This is a genomic window from Pantoea sp. GbtcB22, assembly GCF_019091025.1.
Taxonomy (GTDB): Bacteria; Pseudomonadota; Gammaproteobacteria; order Enterobacterales; family Enterobacteriaceae; genus Pantoea; species Pantoea leporis.
The window spans coordinates 1-261 of sequence record NZ_JAGXKB010000342.1; the positions used below are offsets into that span (position 1 = coordinate 1).

At 55.9% G+C, this 261-nt stretch carries 2 pseudogenes; both read right to left on the reverse strand.

The features are described 5' to 3' along the window. A pseudogene (locus KVT28_RS25435) lies at positions 1 to 134 on the reverse strand (peptide ABC transporter ATP-binding protein); the annotation flags it as partial. Between the two features lie 2 nt (positions 135 to 136). Continuing rightward, positions 137 to 261: pseudogene (locus tag KVT28_RS25440) on the reverse strand (peptide ABC transporter ATP-binding protein); the annotation flags it as partial.

Below are 261 nucleotides of genomic sequence, written 5' to 3' on the forward strand. Positions count from 1 at the left end.
ATCCCCGCCAGCGTCTGTTTTTCACGAAGGGTAAAATTGACGCCTTTCACCGCCCCAACGTGCTGACGACGGAACAAACCGGTGCGATAGCGGTAGGTTTTACACAGGTTGCGCACTTCCAGCAGCGTTTCCATGTTTACTGGCTCTCCATATTCAGCGGGAAGAGACAAGCAAAGAGATGCGCTTTATTGCCGGTCAGGCGCGGTGTTTCGGTGCACTTACGCTGCGCATACGGGCAGCGCGGCTCCAGTCGACAGCCAA